The sequence below is a fragment of the Pseudomonas sp. URMO17WK12:I7 genome (genome assembly GCF_003269045.1).
GTDB classification, from domain to species: Bacteria; Pseudomonadota; Gammaproteobacteria; order Pseudomonadales; family Pseudomonadaceae; genus Aquipseudomonas; species Aquipseudomonas putida_J.
The window spans coordinates 291,275-312,063 of sequence record NZ_QLTL01000005.1; the positions used below are offsets into that span (position 1 = coordinate 291,275).

22 protein-coding genes are annotated in these 20,789 nt (G+C 63.3%); 8 read left to right on the plus strand and 14 right to left on the minus strand.

Going from position 1 to position 20,789, the window contains the following annotated elements:
* Positions 1–72: 72 nt before the first annotated feature.
* The gene (locus H040_RS09140; protein ID WP_027916976.1) at positions 73–1,563 is read right to left on the minus strand and encodes a YifB family Mg chelatase-like AAA ATPase; all 1,491 of its coding nucleotides are present in this window, start codon (positions 1,561–1,563) and stop codon (positions 73–75) included.
* Positions 1,564–1,819: 256 nt separating this feature from the next.
* Between H040_RS09140 and H040_RS09145 the strand changes: the two genes are divergently transcribed.
* Positions 1,820–3,832, plus strand: a complete 2,013-nt coding sequence (locus H040_RS09145) for a DUF4034 domain-containing protein (protein ID WP_027916975.1) — start codon at positions 1,820–1,822, stop codon at positions 3,830–3,832.
* 34 nt (positions 3,833–3,866) lie between these two features.
* Here the strand turns inward: H040_RS09145 and H040_RS09150 are convergent, their stop codons facing one another.
* Both H040_RS09150 and H040_RS09155 read right to left on the minus strand, forming a co-directional pair.
* A complete protein-coding gene (locus H040_RS09150; protein WP_027916974.1) occupies positions 3,867–4,295 on the minus strand; it encodes a TOBE domain-containing protein in 429 nt (142 codons plus the stop codon).
* A 21-nt stretch (positions 4,296–4,316) separates the two neighbouring features.
* On the minus strand, positions 4,317–4,580 hold the full coding sequence (locus H040_RS09155) for an accessory factor UbiK family protein (protein WP_027916973.1): 264 nt from the start codon (positions 4,578–4,580) through the stop codon (positions 4,317–4,319).
* A gap of 376 nt (positions 4,581–4,956) precedes the next feature.
* Here H040_RS09155 and glnK point away from each other — a divergent pair, with 376 nt between their 5' ends.
* From glnK to sutA, 3 genes are all read left to right on the plus strand, one after another.
* A complete protein-coding gene (gene glnK / locus H040_RS09160; RefSeq protein ID WP_002555808.1) occupies positions 4,957–5,295 on the plus strand; it encodes a P-II family nitrogen regulator in 339 nt (112 codons plus the stop codon).
* A gap of 48 nt (positions 5,296–5,343) precedes the next feature.
* Positions 5,344–6,678: an ammonium transporter gene (locus H040_RS09165; RefSeq protein ID WP_027916972.1), complete on the plus strand. Its 1,335-nt coding sequence runs from the start codon at positions 5,344–5,346 to the stop codon at positions 6,676–6,678.
* A gap of 428 nt (positions 6,679–7,106) precedes the next feature.
* Positions 7,107–7,436: a transcriptional regulator SutA gene (gene sutA / locus H040_RS09170; protein ID WP_027916971.1), complete on the plus strand. Its 330-nt coding sequence runs from the start codon at positions 7,107–7,109 to the stop codon at positions 7,434–7,436.
* 187 nt (positions 7,437–7,623) lie between these two features.
* On the opposite strand, the gene H040_RS09175 is transcribed toward sutA, so the two are convergent.
* From H040_RS09175 to lptM, 6 genes are read right to left on the minus strand one after another with little or no spacing between them, the layout of a single operon-like run.
* Positions 7,624–8,319, minus strand: a complete 696-nt coding sequence (locus tag H040_RS09175; RefSeq protein WP_027916970.1) for an HAD family hydrolase — start codon at positions 8,317–8,319, stop codon at positions 7,624–7,626.
* Complete coding sequence (xerC, locus tag H040_RS09180) at positions 8,316–9,215, minus strand: tyrosine recombinase XerC (protein ID WP_027916969.1); 900 nt, start codon at positions 9,213–9,215, stop codon at positions 8,316–8,318. The genes H040_RS09175 and xerC overlap by 4 nt, the downstream gene beginning before the upstream one ends.
* On the minus strand, positions 9,215–9,919 hold the full coding sequence (locus H040_RS09185; protein WP_027916968.1) for a DUF484 family protein: 705 nt from the start codon (positions 9,917–9,919) through the stop codon (positions 9,215–9,217). The genes xerC and H040_RS09185 overlap by 1 nt, the downstream gene beginning before the upstream one ends.
* Before the next feature lie 13 nt (positions 9,920–9,932).
* Positions 9,933–10,763 (minus strand): diaminopimelate epimerase, encoded by an 831-nt coding sequence (dapF, locus tag H040_RS09190; protein WP_027916967.1) that lies wholly within the window; start codon positions 10,761–10,763, stop codon positions 9,933–9,935.
* 4 nt (positions 10,764–10,767) lie between these two features.
* A complete protein-coding gene (gene lysA / locus H040_RS09195) occupies positions 10,768–12,015 on the minus strand; it encodes a diaminopimelate decarboxylase (RefSeq protein WP_027916966.1) in 1,248 nt (415 codons plus the stop codon).
* A 9-nt stretch (positions 12,016–12,024) separates the two neighbouring features.
* A complete protein-coding gene (gene lptM, locus H040_RS09200) occupies positions 12,025–12,228 on the minus strand; it encodes an LPS translocon maturation chaperone LptM (RefSeq protein WP_033695922.1) in 204 nt (67 codons plus the stop codon).
* Positions 12,229–12,447: 219 nt separating this feature from the next.
* Here lptM and cyaY point away from each other — a divergent pair, with 219 nt between their 5' ends.
* The 3 genes from cyaY to rnk all read left to right on the plus strand — a co-directional run bounded on the left by cyaY (position 12,448) and on the right by rnk (position 13,537).
* Positions 12,448–12,780 (plus strand): iron donor protein CyaY, encoded by a 333-nt coding sequence (gene cyaY / locus H040_RS09205; protein ID WP_027916965.1) that lies wholly within the window; start codon positions 12,448–12,450, stop codon positions 12,778–12,780.
* A 1-nt stretch (position 12,781) separates the two neighbouring features.
* A complete protein-coding gene (locus H040_RS09210; protein ID WP_027916964.1) occupies positions 12,782–12,994 on the plus strand; it encodes a DUF1289 domain-containing protein in 213 nt (70 codons plus the stop codon).
* 132 nt (positions 12,995–13,126) lie between these two features.
* Positions 13,127–13,537, plus strand: coding sequence for a nucleoside diphosphate kinase regulator (gene rnk, locus H040_RS09215; RefSeq protein ID WP_027916963.1), 411 nt, complete (start codon positions 13,127–13,129; stop codon positions 13,535–13,537).
* 15 nt (positions 13,538–13,552) lie between these two features.
* Here the strand turns inward: rnk and H040_RS09220 are convergent, their stop codons facing one another.
* The 4 genes from H040_RS09220 to H040_RS09235 form a co-directional block, all read right to left on the minus strand.
* A complete protein-coding gene (locus H040_RS09220) occupies positions 13,553–14,395 on the minus strand; it encodes a hypothetical protein (protein WP_027916962.1) in 843 nt (280 codons plus the stop codon).
* A 77-nt stretch (positions 14,396–14,472) separates the two neighbouring features.
* Positions 14,473–17,337: a class I adenylate cyclase gene (locus H040_RS09225; RefSeq protein ID WP_027916961.1), complete on the minus strand. Its 2,865-nt coding sequence runs from the start codon at positions 17,335–17,337 to the stop codon at positions 14,473–14,475.
* A gap of 210 nt (positions 17,338–17,547) precedes the next feature.
* Positions 17,548–17,793, minus strand: coding sequence for a TIGR02647 family protein (locus H040_RS09230; RefSeq protein ID WP_027916960.1), 246 nt, complete (start codon positions 17,791–17,793; stop codon positions 17,548–17,550).
* 69 nt (positions 17,794–17,862) lie between these two features.
* The gene (locus tag H040_RS09235) at positions 17,863–18,162 is read right to left on the minus strand and encodes a hypothetical protein (RefSeq protein WP_027916959.1); all 300 of its coding nucleotides are present in this window, start codon (positions 18,160–18,162) and stop codon (positions 17,863–17,865) included.
* A gap of 147 nt (positions 18,163–18,309) precedes the next feature.
* Here H040_RS09235 and H040_RS09240 point away from each other — a divergent pair, with 147 nt between their 5' ends.
* Complete coding sequence (locus H040_RS09240) at positions 18,310–18,972, plus strand: glutathione S-transferase (RefSeq protein ID WP_027916958.1); 663 nt, start codon at positions 18,310–18,312, stop codon at positions 18,970–18,972.
* A gap of 123 nt (positions 18,973–19,095) precedes the next feature.
* Here H040_RS09240 and argH read toward each other — a convergent pair whose 3' ends face one another.
* Positions 19,096–20,490, minus strand: a complete 1,395-nt coding sequence (argH, locus tag H040_RS09245) for an argininosuccinate lyase (protein WP_027916957.1) — start codon at positions 20,488–20,490, stop codon at positions 19,096–19,098.
* Positions 20,491–20,789 lie beyond the last annotated feature (299 nt).

Sequence of the window (20,789 nt, forward strand, 5' to 3'; positions counted from 1 at the left end):
CCTACAAGAAATCGCGTTCTCTTGTAGGAGCGGCCTTGTGTCGCGAAAGGGTCGCAAAGCGGCCCCAAAGATCTAACTGCTGCCTGGCCGGTACTGCAAAGCCTCGGCCAGATGGCTTTTGCCGATCGCCTGGCTGCCTTCCAGGTCCGCCAATGTACGTGCAACTTTCAGCAGCCGATGCGCTGCCCGCAAAGAAAGGCTCAGCCGTTCACAGGCAGTCTCCAGCCAGGCCTGGTCCGCCGCTGCCAGCTGACAATGACGACGCAACCCCTCCAGGTTCAGAAACGCATTGGCACAGCCTTGCCGTCGCTGCTGTACTTCACGGGCCTCGGCCACCCTGGCTGCCACACCGGTGCTGGTTTCGCCGCTCGGTTGGTTGTTGAGCGTGGTGGTCTCGCGGGCCACGGTCAGGTGCAAGTCGATGCGGTCCAGCAACGGGCCTGACAGCTTGTTGCGATACCGTGCGATCTGTTCGGTACTGCAGCGGCAGCGGCCGGTGGGGTCACCCAGGTAGCCGCAAGGGCACGGGTTCATCGCCGCTACCAGCTGGAAGCGTGCCGGGAAACGCAGCTTGTCGCGCGCCCGTGCAATCACGATCTCGCCCGATTCCAGCGGCTCGCGCAGCACCTCCAGCACGCGCCGTTCAAACTCTGGGAGCTCGTCGAGAAACAGCACGCCATGGTGCGCCAGGGTGATCTCGCCAGGTTGCGGCCGGCTGCCGCCGCCAACCAGCGCGGGCCCCGAGGCCGAATGGTGCGGATGGCGAAATGGCCGCTGCGGCCAACTGCTAAGCGGCGCGTGGCCACTGACCGACTGGATCGCCGCCACCTCCAGCGCCTCGTGTTCATCCAGTGGCGGCAGCAGTCCGGGGAGGCGGCTGGCGAGCAAGGTCTTGCCCGTGCCGGGCGGGCCGGTGAACAACAGGTTATGCGCCCCGGCTGCGGCCAGCAGCAATGCCCGCTTGGCCGCGACCTGGCCCTGGACTTCGCTGAGGTCCGGGTAAGGATGTTGCTGCAGGACCAGGCCATTGGCGGCGAACGGTGGCAGCGGTACCTGCCCGTTGAGGTGCGCCACCAGCTCCAGCAGATGACCCACCGCATACACCACCAGCCCGCCGGCCAGGCTGGCTTCTTCGGCATTCTCCCGCGGCACCACCAGCGCCCGGCCCGCCTCGCGTGCCGCCAGCGCTGCCGGCAATACACCCTGCACTGGGCGCAGGTTGCCCGACAGTGCCAGTTCACCCAGGCACTCCAGGTCGCTCAACGCCGCTATCGGCACTTGGCCGTCGGCGGCCAGGATGCCCAATGCGATGGCCAGGTCATAACGCCCGCCGTCCTTGGGCAGGTCGGCCGGTGCGAGGTTCTGGGTGATGCGCCGTTGGGGGTAATTCAGCCCGGAATTGACGATGGCACTGCGCACACGGTCCTTGCTCTCCTTGACCGTGGTTTCCGGCAAACCGACCAGGGTGAGATGGGGCAGGCCGTTGGCCAGGTGCGTTTCGACGCTGACAGCCGGGGCCTGAACGCCGACCTGGGCGCGGCTGTGGACGAGGGCGAGGGACATGGACACTCCGTTGGTCACGACATGGAAAAGCCGCTTCCTGCGGCTCGTCGAAGCCTAGAGTGTTTGCAAAGAACTCGCGCAACAAGAATGCGACTTCCTTTTGCAGGGCAGGCGTTTTCCCTGCTTTTCCACGCAATCTGACAAATACTGGATCCAATTCTTTGCGAAGATCCCGCCTATGGCTTAGTGTTCATGAGCGACTGCTGTTGCCATTGGATGGCAACGCGACCCTGAAAATGGACTTAAGGTACTGCCCGTGCAAACGCTCATTCGCACCCGCCAGCAGATCCGAGAACGGGTGCAGGCCAACGAATACGCTGAACTCAACCGCTTCTTCGATGCGCTCCAGGCGCAGTGGCGGCAGGCGCCCCTCGGTGAGTGCCCCGCCTATCTGGAGGCTGTGCAAGGCTACATGCTGGATTGCGACTCCCAGGGCGGCAAGGCCCTGACGCAAACCCTCAAGGCCTGGATCGATAGTTGCCCCAAGGCTTATCACCCACAGGTGGTAATGGGCTTTCACTGCTTCAGCCACGCCTGCCAGATCCGCGGGCAGGCTGGCCCTGATGAGGTGTCCGAAGAGCGCTGCCTGGCTGCCGAACAGGCTTGCGAGAAGGGCGCTGCGCATTTCCTGCAGGCCATGCAACGCAGCGCGCAACCGGTTGCCGCTGTGATCGGCATGCTGCACATCAGCGCGTACCTGCGCGAGCCCGGCTGGTTGGTCGAATTGTTCGCTGGCCAAGTGGCGCGCTACCGGCCCAGCGCGCATGCGGACGTGGAGGTGCAGGAGGCGGCTGCGCCGCTGTTGGTCAAATACGGCCTGACCCCCTTGCTGGAATTGCCGCAAACATTGCCTGCAGGTTTAGGCGCGCGTTTGCATGAGCAAGGCGAAAGTGCCCGGGACTACTGGCTGCGCCATGCACTGGCGTGGTTCCCAGGCTGCTTTGAAGCCATTGAGGCTTATGCCACCTACCTGACCCCACGTTGGGGCGGCAGCGATGAGGCGGTCGACGCATTGGCCTGCGGCCCGCTGTGCCAAGGCTGGCCTGAAGCACTGCGCAATGCGATCCGCTGGCGGGCCCTTGAAGACAGCATCTGGCTGCCGCAGGCCAGGCAACAGCTACAGGTGGCGACCTGGCACAGAACCTTTGCCCAATGGGCCCAACGCGAACTCAGGCCCAAGGAGCGCGCAATGCTGCTGGCCCGGCGTGGCGCCCTGCGGCGCTATTCGATGCAGGATTACGTCGGCGCGATGCGCGACTTTGTCGAGAGTGTCGCGCTATACCCTGACCACGGCTTCGTCCCGGCCATTGGCGAGCCCTTCCACAGCCTTGTATGCCTGGTGCTGTTCCACGAGGCTGAGGACGATTCGCAGGTATTGCGCACCGTGATCGAGCGGCTGTGCGACGACCGTCGGCAGGCAGCGGCCTGTGCCCTGCGGGCTGCGGGGCATCAGTTCGGGTTGTGGGGCTTCGGGCAATCTGCCGAGCAGGCAAGCACGTGGTTGCGCTTGGCGGTCAAGCGCCAGTGCGGGTGGGAAGGGCAGGGCTTCGATGTGCTCGATGTACCGCGCCTGCTGTGGGCCGCCAAGCTGCATGAGGCTGCGCACTTCCTGTATGAAGCCTGCGCAGAGTTGAAACTGCCGGATGCCGCCCTCGCACTCTACGACCTGCATCGTGGCTGGCTGGCCGACACCCCCGAGCAATATCTGAGTGGCAAGGCTGCCGAGCACTGGTTGCTGCGGGCGGCAGAGTCCGGCCACCCACTGGCCAAATTCGACCTGGCTTGCCAGCGGATGAGCCACCCGCAAGGGCTGGAAGACCCAAAGGCGGCGCTGGCGGTCAAGCGGCTATTGCTTGATGCACTGAGCCATCGGCAACTCCATGCCAAGGCGCAGTTGCAGCTAGGCATCCTGCTACGCCAGTACGGTGATGCGCGGGAGCGTGTCGAGGCGGTCGACTATCTGCTGGGGCTGGCCGAGCATCCCGACGCCTGGATTGCAGCGCGCGCCTGTGCAGAACTCGGGCTGGCCTGGATGCAGGGTTGCGGCACGCGCAAGCAGAGCCGCTTCGCGGCAATCGAATGGGCCAATCACGCCGTTGCACTGCAGCCGAGCGATCCGCTCATCGAAGAAATACAGGCCGAGATCCGCAACTCGCACAGCCGTGTGAAAACGCTGTTCACCGTGTGCGGGGCTGCGTTGTTCCGCGGCGACCTGCATGCCAGTGAACTGCCACCCAAAGCCGCCGGCCAGCACAGGGCTTCGGCCTGATCGAAGCCGGGGCCGCCAGGCGGCCCCGGCTTTGTTATGGCTTGGCGCCGAGGATGATGTGCGACGCCTTGATCAGCGCGGTGGCTTGCACGCCGGGGGCCAGGCCAAGTTCCTGCACGGCTTCGCGGGTGACAATGGAGAACACCTCGGTGCCGCCCGCCAGCTTGAGTACCACTTCGGCGTTCACAGCGCCGTCGCCTACCCGTACCACTTCACCTTCCAGGGCGTTGCGGGCCGAGAACCGGTAGCCGTCGGCATCGGTCATCAGCACTACCCATGGTGCCTTGACCAGGGCCACGGCCTGTTTGCCGACATTGATGTTGAGGTTGTGCAGGCTGGCCATAGTGACCACCGCCACCAGCTTCTCGCCGCCAGCCAGGGTCAGTTCGACCTCGGCATTCACCGCGCCGGGCTGCACGGCGCTGACGGTACCTTCAAAGACGTTACGGGCACTGACTTTCATGGTGAGGCGCCTTATCGATTGTTATTCCTGCGCAGCTGGCGCCATCCGGGCTTCCAGCTCGGCGACGTGCTTCTCCAGGGCCTCGAGGCGGGCACGGGTGCGCGCCAGCACGACCATCTGGCTGTCGAATTCTTCGCGGCTGACCAGGTCCAGCTTGCTGAAGGCGCCTTGCATCAGCACCTTGAACTGGCTTTCCAGTTCGGCGCGGGGCTGGGCGGTATCGCTGCTGAACAGGCGCGAGGCCTGGTCGCTCAGGGCGTCGAGAAGGGCTTTGGGCGCGAGCATGTCGGGCTGTCCACTGATACTGAGAAATGGCTCGCAGTGTAGCACGGGGCAACGCTGCACCCTTGCCCTCAGGCAGTTGCACATTTTTCGAGCAGCGCTGCAGGTCGCTGCGCACCGAAGTTGTGCACGTTTGCCATGCTGGCGACTGGCCAATCCTGACTAATTCACATAACTCGCTGTTTTCCGGTGGTTTAACGGAACTGGCAAGGTTTCTGCAAAGACCTGTACGAGCCATGCACTGATGCAGTTCCTTGTGACCAGGCAGTGCGCACGCGGAGCCGGATGCCGACGACGCGTTACAAAGCCAACCGCTGCGCTTAGACTTGAGACGGGTTTGTTTTCCTGGGGCAAGTCCACCAAATCGGGAGAGAGTTTCATGAAGCTAGTCACAGCCATCATCAAGCCGTTCAAGCTGGACGACGTGCGCGAGTCGCTGTCGGAAATCGGCGTGCAGGGCATTACCGTCACGGAAGTCAAAGGTTTCGGCCGGCAGAAGGGCCACACCGAGCTGTATCGCGGCGCGGAGTACGTGGTCGACTTCCTGCCCAAAGTGAAGATCGACGTCGCCATCGACGACAAGGACCTTGATCGAGTGATCGAAGCCATCACCAAGGCGGCCAACACCGGCAAGATCGGTGACGGCAAGATCTTCGTGGTGAATCTGGAGCAGGCGATCCGCATCCGTACCGGCGAAACCGATACCGACGCGATCTAAGCGCCGAAAAAAAGCCTCACCAAACCCAACGCCCCAGGAGAAAACAACATGACTCTGCGTAAGATCGCAGGGCTAGGAGCCCTATTGTCCCTCGTAATGCCCGGGCTGGCCCTGGCAGAGGAAGCAGCTGCCCCAGCGCTGAACTCCGGCGACACCGCCTGGATGCTCACCTCGACAGCGCTGGTGCTGTTCATGACCATTCCGGGTCTGGCCTTGTTCTACGGCGGCATGGTGCGTTCCAAGAACGTGCTGTCGGTGATGATGCAGTGCTTTGCCATCACTGGCCTGATCAGCATTCTCTGGGTCATTTATGGCTACAGCATGGCCTTCGATACCGCCGGTATGGAAAAGGGCGTGCTCAACTTCAATTCCTTCGTCGGCGGGTTCTCCAAGGCGTTCCTCAGCGGCGTCACGCCAGCGAACCTGACCTCGGCTACCGCACTGTTCCCAGAAGCCGTGTTCATCACCTTCCAGATGACCTTCGCCATCATCACCCCGGCGCTGATCGTCGGTGCCTTTGCCGAACGCATGAAGTTCTCGGCGATGCTGGTGTTCATGGGCATCTGGTTCACCCTGGTCTATGCACCGATCGCGCACATGGTCTGGAGCGGTGACGGCGCGCTGATGTGGGACTGGGGCGTACTCGACTTCGCTGGCGGCACCGTGGTGCATATCAACGCCGGTATCGCTGGCCTGGTCTGCTGCCTGGTACTGGGCAAGCGCAAAGGCTACCCGACTACCCCGATGGCCCCTCACAACCTGGGCTACACCCTGATGGGCGCGGCCATGCTGTGGATCGGCTGGTTCGGCTTCAACGCTGGCTCCGCCGCTGCGGCCAACGGCACTGCGGGCATGGCCATGCTGGTGACCCAGATCGCCACCGCCGCCGCTGCACTGGGCTGGATGTTCGCCGAGTGGATCTTCCACGGCAAACCAAGCGCCCTGGGCATTGCCTCGGGTGTGGTCGCCGGCCTGGTCGCCATTACACCGGCCGCTGGCACCGTGGGCCCGATGGGCGCCCTGGTGATCGGCCTGGTCTCGGGCGTGATCTGCTACTTCTGCGCCACCACCCTCAAGCGCAAGCTGGGTTACGACGACTCCCTCGACGCCTTTGGCGTGCACGGTGTTGGCGGCATCATCGGTGCCATGCTCACCGGCGTGTTCGCAGCACCGGCCCTGGGCGGCTTCGGCGCGGTAACCGACATTGGTGCCCAGGTCTGGATCCAGGCCAAAGGCGTGATCTTCACCGTGGCCTACACCGCCATCGTCACCTACGTGATCCTCAAGGTGCTGGATGTGGTGATGGGCCTGCGGGTCAACGAAGAAGAAGAGTCGGTCGGCCTCGACCTGGCTCAGCACAACGAACGCGGCTACAACCTGTAACTGCGACGCTGGAAAAACTTGCCCGGTTCGCCGGGCATTTTTTTGCCTGTTTTTTGCCATTTCCCGCAGTGCAAACGGTTTATCACTCACGTTCGCGACGTAGGCCAAAAACTTACAAGCTACAGGGCGTTTATGGTGCTTTGCTTTTTCCACGGGCGCGCTAGAATGCGCGCCAAAGGGTGTTTGACGAGTAGTCCACACGCTTTACCAGCCTTTGCTAGGCTTGCCAGTAGCGTGTGGCCAGCAGGGGTCAAGGATTTGTCAGGTCCTGCCAGGAGCAGGGCTTGCTGGGTGCCGCCTCCCATCAGGAGCGCTGACCCAAGGGCAGTGGCCTAACCCACGGCCAGTTGAATTTTCACTGGTGCCTGCCGGTCTACGGCTGCACTGGTCTATAACTAACCTGCTTTTCGCAAGTCATGAGGTAGAACATGAGCGACGACGATCTGGAAAATGATGACCTCGAAGTAGGCGACGAAGACGAGGCTGATGAGGGCCTCGAAGCGGCGGCTGACGATGGTGCGGAAGATGCTGGCGATGACGACAGCAGCCCGGCACCGGCTGCCAAGGGTAAATCCAAGGCCGCTATCTCGGTAGACGAGATGCCGAGCATGGAAGCCAAGCAGAAGGAGCGTGATGCCCTGGCCAAGGCGATGGAAGAGTTCCTTTCGCGCGGTGGCAAGGTGCAGGAAGTCGAGGCCAACGTGGTCGCCGACCCGCCCAAGAAGCCGGACAACAAGTACGGCAGCCGCCCTATCTGAGTGGCTGAATACAAAAGAGCCCGCCGTCGCTGCGGGCTTTTTTGTGCCCGTTCAGGTTGGCGCGGTCCCTGTAGGAGCGGCCTTGCGTTGCGAAAGGGCGCCGGAGCCGCCCCTGGCATTGGTGGTGTGTATCAATTGCTGGGGCCGCTGTGCGGCTCTTTCGCGACGCAAGGCCGCTCCTACACAGTCAGCGCCAGCGGGTCAGAATGTCGGGCAACTGAGAGAGGCGTTGAATCTCTGCATCTGGCGCTCGGTCGCCAGCCCAGGCCTTGCCCTGCGGGTTGAACCACACCGCACGCAGCCCGGCTCGCTGGGCCCCGGCGATGTCGTCGCCCGGGTGATCACCGACATGCACCGCTGCACCGGCTTCAACGTCGCCGCGCTTGAGGGCCTCCATGAATGGCGCCGGGTCGGGCTTGCCGATGCCCAGGTCCTCCGCGCACAGGGCAAAGCGGAAGTAGTCCGCCAGCCCCAGGCGGCTTACGTCGGCGTTGCCGTTGGTGACCACGCCCAGGATGTAGTGATGGCGCAGGATCTCCAGCACCGGCTGCACCTCGGGGAACACTTCGATCTGGTGGCGGGCGTGCAGGAACACTTCGAAGCCTTCGTTGGCCAGCTCCTGTGCCTGCTTGTCGCTGTAGCCGACTTCCTCGAGGGCGTGGAACAGCACACGGCGGCGCAGGGCACTGATGCGGTGCTTGAGGCCCGGTTCGGCCTGCACCAGCCGTTCGCGGATGGCGAACAGGTGTTCAACCGGCACGCCGCCGAGGATGGGGGCGTTGGCTTCGAGCCAGTCGCGCAGCACGACCTCGGCGCTGGCAATCACGGGCGCGGTGTCCCACAGGGTGTCGTCGAGGTCGAAGGTAATCAGCTTGATGCTCATGAGTCTGTGCCTTTGCTGCGTTTGGCCCGAGGGTGGGCGCTGTCGTACACCGCGGCCAGGTGCTGGAAGTCCAGGTGGGTGTAGATCTGCGTGGTGCTGATGTCGGCATGGCCGAGCATTTCCTGCACCGCCCGCAGGTCCTGGGACGATTCCAGCACATGGCTGGCGAAGGAATGGCGAAGCATGTGCGGGTGCAGGTGCTGGCCCAGTTCACGCTCGCCGGCAGCCTTGACCCGCATCTGGATAGCCCGCGGGCTCATGCGGTTGCCCTGGCGGGTGATGAACACCGCGCTGTCACGTGGGCCGCCGATGCCGCGCAGCTTGAACCAGGCCTGCAAGGCCTCACGGGCCTTGCGGCCAACCGGTAGCACGCGGGTCTTGCTGCCCTTGCCGAGCACCTGCACCAGGCCAGCGGCCAGGTCGAGCTGTTCGAGGTCGAGGTTGTTCAGCTCGGACAGGCGCAGGCCGGAGGAATAGAACAGTTCGAGGATGGCTTGGTCGCGGCGAGCGATGAAGTCGTCGTCAACACCACCCTCGAGCAGTTGCAGGGCGCGGTCGGTGTCCAGCACCTTGGGCAACCGGCGCTCGCCCTTGGGCGCACTCAGGCCGGTGGCCGGGTCGTGCTGGCACAGGCCTTCGCGGTTGAGGTAGCGGTACAGGCCGCGCACCGCTGACAGCAGCCGCGCCAGGCTGCGCGAGGACTGCCCTTGGTGGTGCTGGCGAGCGATCAGCTGGCGCAGCTGCTGGATCTGCAGCGCGCCCCATCCGGCGATGCCCTGGCTGTTGCAGTATTCGATGACCTTGTCGAGGTCGCGGCGGTAGGCCAGCAGGGTGTGTTCCGATACCTGGCGCTCGTTGCGCAGGTGTGCGCAATAAGCCTCCAGCTGGCGTTCCATCAGCGCACCGGACGCAGGGTCTGGGTCACGCGTGGCACCACGCGGCCGAGCACTTCGGCGATGTAGCCGAGGAACAAGGTGCCGACGCTGCTCTTGTAGTGCTGCGGGTCGCGGCTGCCAATTGCCAGCACGCCATGCAGCCCTTGGTATTCGAGGGCTGCAACGGCACTGGAGCCGACTTCCTGCTGCTGCTCTTTGCCAAACAGGAAGGCCAGTTCGTGCTCGCGCAGGTTGCCGCTGACGGTCTTGCCGCCGCCTAGCAGGCCGCCAATGGCTTGCTGGGCTTCGGCATTGCTGACCCAGCGGCCGACAGGCGCTGCGTTGTCGCCGAACAGGATCAGGCTGACGAAAGGCACCTGGAATTCCTGGCGGAGGCTGTCTTCGACGGCCATCACCACTTCTTCCAGGCTGCCAGCATCGAGCAGGTCGAGGATCAGCCGGCGCGTCTTGTCGAACAGCCGGTCGTTGTCACGGGCCACGTCCATCAGTTGCGACAGGCGATGGCGCATCTCGATGTTGCGGTCGCGCAGCAGCTTGAGCTGGCGCTCCACCAGCGACACGCTGTCGCCGCGCTGGTGGGGGATGCGTTGCTCGATCAGCAGTTCGTCGTGCTCGGCGAAGAAGGTGGGGTGGGCGCGCAGGTAGGCGACCACCGCTTCGGCATCGAGCTCATCGGGCTGCTGGGGTACTGGCTGATCGGTCATGGCGGTTACTCGCTTAGAGACGAACCTGTCCTTCGAAGACGCGTACGGCTGGGCCGGTCATCAACACGGGCTTGCCGGGGCCGGCCCATTCGATGTGCAGGCGGCCACCCGGCAGGTCGAGGGTCACCGGAGAGTCCATCCAGCCCTGGCTGATGGCGGCCACGGCAGCGGCGCACGCGCCGGTGCCGCAGGCCTGGGTCTCGCCGGCGCCACGTTCCCATACCCGCAGGTTGGCGCGATGGCGGTCGATGACCTGGAGAAAACCGGCATTCACCCGCTGCGGGAAGCGCGGGTGGTTTTCGATTTTCGGGCCCAGCTCATGTACCGGCGCAGTGTGCACGTCGTCGACGCGCAGCACGGCATGCGGGTTGCCCATGGACACGGCGGCAATCGAATGCACCTGGCCGTCGACTTCCAGTGGGTAGTTCAACGCCTGCTCGTCGGCAATGAACGGGATTTCTGCCGGGACGAAACGCGGCGGGCCCATGTCGACACACACCTGGCCGTCGTTCTGCACGTCCAGCTCGATGATGCCGCCCTTGGTTTCCACGCGGATGCGCTTCTTCGCGGTCAGGCGCTTGTCCAGCACGAAGCGGGCGAAGCAGCGCGCGCCGTTGCCGCACTGCTCGACCTCGGAACCGTCGGCATTGAAGATGCGATAGCGGAAGTCCACTTCCGGGTTGCTCGGCGCCTCGACGATCAGCAGCTGGTCGAAGCCGATACCGGTGTGGCGGTCACCCCATTGCTTGGCATGCTTGGGCTGGATGTGCGCGTGCTGGCTGACCAGGTCGAGGACCATGAAGTCATTGCCCAGCCCATGCATCTTGGTAAAGCGCAGCAGCATGGGGTCACTCCGGCAGCAGGCTTTCGCCAGCGTACAATTCGGCGATGGTCTCGCGGCGGCGAACTTCGAAAGCCTGGTCGCCGTCGACCAGGATTTCCGCGCAACGCCCACGGGTGTTGTAGTTGGAGCTCATGACGAAACCATAGGCGCCCGCCGACTGCACGGCCAGCAGGTCACCTTCGGCCAGGTTCAGCACGCGGTCCTTGGCGAGGAAGTCGCCGGTTTCGCAGATAGGCCCGACCAGGTCGTAGGCACGGCCTTCGCCGGCACGAGGAGTGACCGCGCTGACACCCATCCAGGCCTGGTACAGGGCTGGGCGGATCAGGTCGTTCATCGCCGCATCGATGATGGCGAAGTCCTTGTGTTCGGTGTGCTTGAGGTATTCCACGCGGGTCAGCAGGGCACCGGCGTTGGCCACGATGTAGCGGCCTGGTTCGAATACCAGGGCCAGGTCACGGGTGCCGACGCGCTCACGGATGGCTTTGATGTAGTCGGCCACCAGCGGCGGCTCTTCGTCGCGATAGCGCACGCCAACGCCGCCGCCCAGGTCCAGGTGGCGCAAGTGGATGCCGCACTCGGCCAGGCGATCGACCAGGGCCAGCAGGCGGTCGAGGGCATCGAGGAACGGGTCGACGGTGGTCAGCTGCGAGCCGATGTGGCAGTCGACACCCACCACGTCCAGGTTCGGCAGTTGCGCGGCTCGCACGTAGATGGCTTCGGCGTCGGCGATGGCGATGCCGAACTTGTTCTCTTTGAGGCCGGTGGAGATATACGGGTGGGTGCCGGCATCGACGTCCGGGTTCACGCGCAGCGAGATCGGGGCAATTTTGCCCATTTCGGCTGCCACCACTTGCAGGCGCTCGAGCTCGTCGGTGGATTCGACGTTGAAGCAATGGACGCCGACTTCCAGGGCGCGGCGCATGTCTTCGCGGGTTTTGCCAACCCCGGAGAAGACCACGCGATCGGCGCGCCCGCCAGCGGCCAGCACACGCTCCAGCTCACCGCCGGAAACGATGTCGAAGCCCGCGCCCAGGCGCGCCAGGACGTTCAGCACGCCGAGGTTGGAGTTGGCCTTGACGGCGAAGCAGACCAGGTGCTCGGTACCTTGCAGGGCATCGGTGTAGCTGCGGTACTGGGCTTCGATGTGAGCGCGCGAGTAGACGTAGGTGGGGGTGCCAAAACGTTCGGCGATAGCCGAAAGGGCCACGCCTTCCGCGAACAGTTCACCGTCGCGGTAGTTGAAAGCGTTCATCTGATTTCCTTACTGCGCAGGCGTCTGCTCGGGCTGGATTGGCTGCTCTTCTTGCGGCTGGACCGCAGGAGCGTGCTGGTGCTGGTGCGACTTTTTCGGGCCTTTGCCGTCCTTGCCGTCTTCTGGCAGGTACAGGGGCCCCTTCTGACCGCAGGCCGAAACGAGGCAGGCAACCGCGACCAGCGCCGCGAGCGAGGAAATCAGGCGCTTCATGGGTGAAATCCTTTGAAATATGCAGTATTGCGCCCGAGTATACCGAGCGACCGGCGGATTGCCTATGCAAGAGCCGGTCCGTCGGGCGGGCTATGCTTAGGTGCTCTCGCCGCCGGTTATGGGGCCAGTGCCGAGAGCGGCTAAACCTTTGCATTCATGGCCCGGCGCCCGTATCTTGCCCGGCTTGCCCGTAAAGCAGCCAATTTCGAGGTTCCTGCAATGAGTTTGAGCGAAGCGCGTTTCCATGATCTGGTCGACGCGACCCAACAGGCCCTGGAAGACCTGTTCGACGAGAGCGGCCTGGACCTGGACATGGAAAACTCCGGCGGCGTGCTGACCGTCAAGTTCGAAGGCGGCGCCCAGCTGATCTTCAGCCGCCAGGAGCCGCTGCGCCAGCTGTGGCTGGCCGACCGTTCCGGTGGCTTCCACTTCGACTATGACGAAGAGACCAGCAAGTGGGTGTGCGAGAAGAGCGAAGAGCTGCTTGGCGAAATGCTCGAACGCATCGTCTGGGAGCGGGCCGGCGAGAAGCTGGACTTCGACGAGATCTGACATGACCAGCCAGGCGCGGCCGTCCAAGCCGCTGTACAGCAACGTCAGCCCGGCAGTACCGTCACCCTGCATCAGCGTCTGCCGGCTGGATGAGCAGCGGGTGTGCACCGGCTGCCACCGGCATGTCGAGCACATCCGCGAGTGGCGCTCGGCTGACGACGAACGGCGCCGGCAGATCTGCCGCGAAGCCGAGGCCCTGCGCGCACGGGCTTGAGTATTTGCCCCGCTGTGGTAGTGTCGGGTTGTGCGTCGGTGACGCAAAAGCATTCACAAACCCCGCCCTTGGGCGGGGTTTTGCTTTATCTGCCTGCAGGAAACCGCCTGTTCAAAGGAGTCAGACTGGATCATGAGCACCAAGCCTTCCCTCATCCTCACCCGACTGGACGTACAGCGTCTCGAGCGCCTGATCGACAGCCTCGACGAAACTACCCCGGGTGTGCTCGCCTTGCAGGAGGAGCTGGACCGTGCCGGGCAGGTGGTCGGCCATGATGAGGTGCCCGCCGGTGTGGTGACCATGAACTCGCGCGTACATTGCCGCGAGCAAGCCAGTGGCAAGGATTACCACCTGACCCTGGTCTATCCGAAAGATGCGGGTGGTGAGGGCAAGGTCTCGATCCTCGCGCCGATCGGCTGTGCGCTGCTGGGTTTGTCGGTGGGAGAGCAGATCGACTGGCCGGCACCGGGGGGCAAGACCCTGAAGCTGAAGCTGCTGGAAGTCGAGTACCAGCCAGAAGCGGCTGGCGATTTCGACCTCTGAACCCCGCACGGTCTTTCAGGGGGTGTTCTGCGCCTTGAGCTGGCAGGCGTGAATGCAGTTGTCGACGATGCGGCTGCGCAGCGACCAATCGGTATTGATGATGTAAAAGCCCTGGATATAGCTGTCCAGGTCTTTCGAGTCGAACCACTCATCGATCTTGTCGCTGAAATCGTCTGGCGTGAACACCACCTTGTTGTACTTCGCGCACTGGATCGAGCGTAGTTTGCCGTCCGGCTTGTAGGCTTGCCTTCGCTGGTCCATGAACGCTTTCAGCTCTTCTGTAGACGGTGTGTTTTCGCCCATCCATACCTGTTCCACGCCATCCCAGTGGCTGCCTGCGGCGTGATTGTTGTAGGCGATGACCACGGTTTTGCCTGGGTGGTCATTCCACAGTTGATCCAAGGTCAGCGTGTGCAAGTCATAGGGGATGATGCGCTGCCCCATGTACTTGTCCAGCATCGCCAGCAACCACGCGTGCTCCTGGGCGCTGAAGTTATCGAATTGATGGAAGTCGAGGATGATGATTTCCCGTTCGTTGGCAGCATCCTCATAGAAACGATTCAGCTCGGACACGATGTCGCCGAGCACGGTGCGGCCCGATGTGCTCATGTGGAAGAGCTTGTACCGATAGGGTGAGTCGGGTGTGTGTTCGCGGTTGGCCCGTACACGAAGGTCCAGCACGCGAATGCCGGCGCGAATCTGCTCGATGCAGGAAACGTCCTGGGTCACTTCTTGCGGTGGGACGATATTGTCGGCTTGTTTATCCATGCCCGAATCATGGCTGCCGGGCAGGATCAGCTGATCAATGCGCAGGCGGCCCAGTTCAGGCAAGTTGCCCATCCAGTTCTGCTTGTTCATGACGCACCTCAGTCATTGAATGAGTGCGAAGCATGCTGCTGGTCTGTAGCGCCGTGCAGAGGGAAAGACTGGCTGGATCAGGGCGCGAGCTCAGCCTGGAGCTGCTCCAGCCCCTGATTGAGCGCATGTTCCAGCTCGCGCTTGTAACGCAGGTACAGGCTGGTCGAACCCTGTTCATCCTCGAGCAGTTCCGAAAGGTCCAGGTCGGTGATGTAGCAGCGATAGTGCCCGGCACTGCGGCGCTGGCCGAGGATCTGCCGGGCGACAACCGCATACAGCTGGTCGCCATGCTCCAGTTCGGAAAACTCCTGCTGGTCGCAATACAGCGTCACATGCACATCATCCCCCGTGCCGGCCTGCAGAATGGCCTGAACCTCGTAATAGGGTTGGTCGATGCCAGCGCTGGGGGCGGGGCGTGGCTCGATGCTGCGCGCCTTGCCCGGCCCGGAGGGCAGCAGTTGGGCATAGTGGATGCCAAGTGAAGCCTGCTGCAGATGGTCGAGCGGGAGGCGGGCATCATGGCGCACCACCACCGAGCGCAGAAAGCGCTGCAACGGCAGCAGCAGATGGCTTTCATCAAACAGCGGCAGGCGTTGCTGCCACAGGGCGTTGTTCTCATCCAGCACGTACAGGTCGGCCCAGCCGTCGAGCAGGCGGTAGAACACCTGGATGCAATTGCGCCGACCTTGCTCCAGCAGCAGAGGCAGGTCGTAGTCCTGCAGCGCATTGCCATCCAGGTGCAACGGGCTGTAGCGGCTGCGCACTTCGCCGAGGTGATCGAGCACGGCGTCATGCTCGGCCATGGTCGCCAGGCTGACCTGGCCGGGCAACAATTCAAGCACATGGGTGTACTGCGCTACCTGCAACAGGTAACGGTGATTCAGGCCCTGGTCGAGCAGCCGTTGTGCCGTGTCGAAGATTTCCTCCACCCGCTGGCTAATGGCCTGGGCGCGGTTGTGGCAGAAGCAGCGCACCTTGACCTGCGGGCGCTGGCTGCGCTGGCCGAGGCTGTTGAGGAAGTCACGCAGGCAGCGCAGCAACGCGTGTTCACCGTCGTAGCGCTGCACCAGCACTTCGTTCCAGCTGTTGCGGGTGATCTGGTCGAGGGTCAGCACCAGGTTCTCGCGCACACCCGCATAGCTCAACGAGTCGGTACGCTCGGTGGTCATCAGGATGTTCAGGTCGCGATGTTGGCGCAGCGGGTCGACGCCGACGTTGACCAGCAGCAGGATCTCGTCAGCCACGCTGGGTTGCAGCAGGCGCTCTTCGCTGACGCTGTCCAGCGGCAGCGGGATGCTCTGCTGCAGGCTGCCCAGCAGGTTGAAAAGCTCGAACTCGCTGAGGTCGCTGTCACCTGGGTGCAAGGCCAGGCGCGTGCTGCTGTCGATGACGCCGTTGCGGTGGGCCCAGGTCAGCAGTTCGAGCAGTTCGCGGCAGCGCTTGATCGGGCTGAAATGCTCCCACTCGTGCACCCCCAGGTTACCGTTGTAAAGCCCCCAGTGATGGCTGCCAGGCTCCTTGCGGTTTGGCGACTGGACCAGCGTCAAGGTGTCTTCGGCGATGTCCGGGGCAATACCCGGGTTGATCACTTCGATCTTGCCGGCGCGGCGTTCGAAGGCGGCGTACAGGCGCCGGCCCAGCACATTGAGGTCGCGCTGGTCGGCGCGGCTGTTGGCGTCCTGGCTTTGCGCGAACTGCCCGAGAAAGCGATAGCTATGGTTGAGCTCTGCAACCAGTTCACGACGTTCGACGGCAACCTGGCGTACCTTCCACTGGCTGCGGCTGTCGAGCATGGCCAGCTGGCGTTCGTCCCATCCCCACTCATCGGTCAGCCGCTGCAAAAGTTGGCGCTGCCAGCCGCTGCTGCGGGTACGGTCCAGGCCGCTCAGCTTCTTGTTGACCTTCAGGTACAGGCTGCGCCGGACCAGTTCGAGCCGTGCGGTTTCGCCGCGTTGCTGTAGATAGCGCTCGATACGCCGGTACACCATCACATAGGGGTCGAGTTCATCGAGGTTGAGATGATTGGCGAATACCGCCTGCTTGTAGTCCAGGCTCAGGCAGCGCACGGCCGGGTGCTCACTGGCGTAAACCTCGGTCAGCAGCAGCTTGAGTAAAGACTTGTAGGGCGAGTCGATGCCCTTGAACAGCTGCCACAGCCCGGCGCCGACGTACTCGCCGGGCGGAATCTGTGCAAGGCTGCCAAGGTCGAGGGCGTCCTGGTTGCGGATGAAGCGCTTGGACAGCAGGGTCTCGGTATAACCCTGATAGTTGTGCTCTTCATAGACCGGCACCAACCACCACAGCGGCGTGCGCCCGGCGAGCCAGATGGCGGTGCGATAGAACTCGTCGAGCAGCAGGAAGTGCTGGGTGGTGCCGCAGTCGTCGGAGCTGAGCTGGCTGTCGCGCTGGCCCTGGGCGAAGTTTTGCGGGTCGATCAGGAAGAAGTGCGCCTCGGCACCCTGGCTTGCCGCCCAGGCTTCCAGCAGCTGGCATTTGCGCCGCAACTCATCGCGCTCGGCTTCGGCCAGGCCGGGGGCATGGCACACCCATAGGTCCATGTCGCTCTGTTCGGCCTGGGCCAGCGAACCGAGGCTACCCATCAGGAACAGGCCGTGGATCGGGCGTGGCGGATTGCCATGGCGTGCCTTGTAGGCGAACGAGCGAGCCAGGCGCTGGGCATCGGCGACCTGTTCGGCATCCGGCTCGAACCCCGCCACCCCAGCTGGCGTGGCACCGGAAACGTAACCCGGTAGCAGCGGGTGGTTGACGTGGAACAGCAGCGGCAGCAGGGTCAGGACCAGTTGCTGGCGGCTCGACAGGCCTTCCATGGCGCGCTCTCGCCGGCACTGGTTGATGTGCATGAAGCGCGCACGCAATGTCGCCAGCACCTTGCGGTCGATGCCTTCGTCCAGGTCAGGGCGGATTTCGTGGGGGTGGTTCATTGCACACTCAGGGCGGGCCGGGGGACGCTGTGGCGAGTTTAGCCTGAGTGGAGCAGTCGGATAAGTGGGTTGTGGAATATTGGCGCCATTTTTCTATCGCCCGTTCTGGACCTATCGCTTGCAAGCCAGCTCCCACAGGTAATGCACAGGGCTTGAGGTTGGCGCTATCCCTGCGGGAGCCGGCCTGCCGACGGTGTGGCCGGTACAGGATTATGCGGGTTGTGGCGCCTTGAGGATGTTCAGCAGCAGTTGCACGCTTTCTACCGCATCATGCCCCAGGCTGGTCAGGTAACCGCCATCGGGCTCATCGGTCAGTTGCTTGTCGTAAAGCCGTTGCGCGGCGGCGACCAAGGCAGGGGAAGCGTTGGCGTGAATCTTGATCCCTTCCTGGCTGCTGTCCAGGTTGAACAGGGCGAGCACTTCCAGTTCGGCGATCAGTTCGGGGGTAAAGGACATGGCGACTCCTGACTTCCAGACGAGGATGGCGGCACCGCCAACGGTGCCTGACCTTGGAGTGTAGCCGGGTTATTCGACGTCGCCTTGATCTGCCTCAGGAGGCAGTTCAGGCAGTGCGCGCAGGGCGTTTTCGTACCACTCGGTGTTGAACGGGCGGTCTTCGTCGAGCATGTTGTCGATCTCGATGGCCAGCACGTGTGCCATGAGGTTGAGGATGTCTTCACGCTCGTAGCCGACCAGGGTCAGCTTGTTGAAGGTGGCCTTGGCGGCCGGCGGCTCGCCACTTTCGATCTGGTTTTCGATGGCCTGGGTCAGTGTCGCCTCGGCGAAGGCTTCGTCGTCATTGTCGATTTCGTCGTGCTCGCTCATGGCGGTACTCCTGTGGTGGGATGCACAGTTTGCCATGCTCGCGCCGGCAATGCCCGGTCATCGACCGGGTGCATGACGCTGGTCAGGCGTTAGCGTACCGTCTATAACAGCCGAGCCATCCCCACACGGCCTGGAGGCTGTAACCCCATGCTCAAGCTTCACGGATTCTCGGTCAGCAACTACTACAACATGGTCAAGCTGGCCTTGCTGGAAAAAGGCCTGCCTTTCGAGGAAGTCACCTTCTACGGCGGTCAGGCACCGCAAGCGCTGGAGGTCAGCCCGCGCGGCAAGGTGCCGGTGCTGGAGACCGAACACGGTTTTCTCAGCGAAACCAGCGTGATCCTCGACTACATCGAGCAGACCCGCGGTGGCAAGGCGCTGTTGCCGGCGGATCCGTTCGAGCAGGCCAAGGTGCGCGAACTGCTCAAGGAAATCGAACTGTATATCGAACTGCCGGCGCGCACCTGTTACCCGGAAGCTTTCTTTGGCGCAGCGGTCGAGCCGTTGATCAAGGAGCGTGCGCGTACAGAGTTGCTGGCAGGCTTTGCGACGCTCAAGCGTAATGGGCGCTTCGCACCGTATGTGGCGGGCGAGGAACTGACGTTGGCCGACCTGATGTTCTGCTTCTCGGTCGACCTGGCCTACGCAGTAGGCAAGAAGGTGCTGAACATCGATTTCCTGGCGGACTTCCCGGAGGCCAAGGCATTGCTCGAGAAAATGCGCGAGAACCCACACATGGCGAAAGTCGTGGCGGACAAGGAAGCGGCGATGCCGGCCTTCATCGAGATGGTACGCAGCGGCAAGCGCTGAGACCGGGTTGGGGCCTTCGCGGGCAAGCCCGCTCCCACAGGTAAGGTGCAAGGCTCAGGCAATGCACGGTTACTGTGGGAGCGGGCTTGCCCGCGAACGAGGGCGAAGCCCTCGCAATGGGCCTTAGCGCGAAGCCAGCAGGGCCTTGCCGCGAACGACAGCGGCACGCACCTGAGCCGGCGCCGTACCACCAATGTGGTTACGGGCATTCACCGAACCTTCCAGGGTCAGCACGGCAAACACGTCCTGCTCGATCTGGTCGCTGAACTGGCGCAGTTCGTCCAGGCTCATCTCGGCCAGGTCCTTGCCGGTGTCGACGCCATACTTTACGGCATGGCCGACGATCTCGTGGCAATCACGGAACGGCAGGCCGCGGCGAACCAGGTAGTCGGCCAGGTCGGTAGCGGTGGAGAAACCGCGCAGGGCCGCTTCGCGCATGATGGCGTGCTTGGGCTTGATCGCCGGGATCATGTCGGCGAAGGCGCGCAGCGAGTCGCGCAGGGTGTCGGCGGCGTCGAACAGCGGCTCTTTGTCTTCCTGGTTGTCCTTGTTGTAGGCCAGCGGCTGGCCTTTCATCAGGGTCAGCAGGCCGGTCAGGGCGCCGAACACGCGGCCGCTCTTTCCGCGTACCAGCTCTGGTACGTCCGGGTTCTTTTTCTGCGGCATGATCGAGCTGCCGGTGCAAAAGCGATCAGGCAGGTCGATGAACTGGAACTGGGCGCTAGTCCACAGCACCAGCTCTTCGGAGAAGCGCGACAGGTGCATCATCGCCACGCTGGCGGCGGCGCAGAATTCGATGGCGAAGTCACGGTCCGAGACGCCGTCCAGCGAGTTGCCGGCCACGGCCTCGAAGCCCAGCAGCTTGCAGGTCAGTTCACGGTCGATCGGGTAGGTTGTACCGGCCAGCGCGGCGCTGCCCAGAGGCATGCGGTTGGCGCGCTTGCGGCAGTCGACCAGGCGCTCGTAGTCGCGGCTGAGCATTTCGAACCAGGCCAGCAGGTGGTGGCCGAAGGTGACCGGTTGGGCGGTCTGCAGGTGGGTGAAGCCGGGCATGATGGTTTCGGCTTCACGCTCGGCCTGCTCCAGCAGGCCCTGCTGCAGGCGGGTGATCTCGGCCAGGATCAGGTCGATCTCGTCACGCAGCCACAGGCGGATGTCGGTGGCCACCTGGTCGTTGCGGCTACGGCCGGTATGCAGCTTCTTGCCGGTGATGCCGATGCGGTCGGTCAGGCGTGCTTCGATGTTCATGTGCACGTCTTCGAGGTCGACGCGCCAGTCGAAGCTGCCAGCCTCGATTTCGCCCTGGATGGTTTTCAGGCCATCGATGATGGTGTCGCGCTCGGCATCGCTGAGCACGCCGACCTGCGCCAGCATGGTGGCGTGGGCGATCGAACCCATGATGTCGTGGCGGTACAGGCGCTTGTCGAAGTCGACCGAGGCGGTGAAACGGGCGACGAATGCGTCGACGGGCTCACTGAAGCGGCCGCCCCAGGACTGATTGGTCTTGTCGGTGCTCATGGATTCACTCATTGCAGGCGTGAACGAAAAAGTGGCGCCGATCATAGCAGGGTTGGGCCGACTGCCGCAGGGCGTCGGTCGACAGAAACCGCTGGAAAACATCCATAAAGGCAGGCCAGAACGATATTCAACGATTGAACGGCAGTGTTCCACGGACCGTCTACAGTTGGACAGAGGACTGGCAGCGATTCTGCCAACTCAGTGAATCTTTGGCCTTCGTATCGGTCTAGAGCGTGACCGCAGTGTCGCTCGACCTGCTCTTGTCTACGCTATACCTGTGCGAGACTCACTCAGGAATC